At 53.5% G+C, this 286-nt stretch carries 3 tRNA genes; all 3 read right to left on the bottom strand.

What is annotated here, in order from left to right:
* Positions 1 to 76, bottom strand: a tRNA-Ala gene (locus ACVA58_RS27995).
* Positions 77 to 104: 28 nt separating this feature from the next.
* Positions 105 to 180 (bottom strand) — tRNA-Val (locus tag ACVA58_RS27990).
* Between the two features lie 30 nt (positions 181 to 210).
* Positions 211 to 286: transfer RNA gene (locus ACVA58_RS27985), tRNA-Lys, on the bottom strand.

The raw sequence follows: 286 nt of genomic DNA, 5'->3' as shown, positions 1-286 counted from the left end.
TGGTGGAGCTATGCGGGATCGAACCGCAGACCTCTTCGCTGCCAGCGAAGCGCTCTCCCAGCTGAGCTATAGCCCCATCGATTGCTTCTTTCCAAAAGAAAGAATGGTGGGCGATACCGGGCTCGAACCAGTGACCCCCTCCTTGTAAGGGAGGTGCTCTCCCAACTGAGCTAATCGCCCTCCGATGTTTTACATCTTCAAAGGAGAAGATGGTGGGTCGTGCAGGATTCGAACCTGCGACCAATTGATTAAAAGTCAACTGCTCTACCAACTGAGCTAACGACCC

Source organism: Photobacterium sp. DNB22_13_2 (assembly GCF_052873915.1).
The sequence above is the reverse complement of the archived record's forward strand: the minus strand, read 5'-3'. Positions and strand labels throughout refer to the sequence as shown.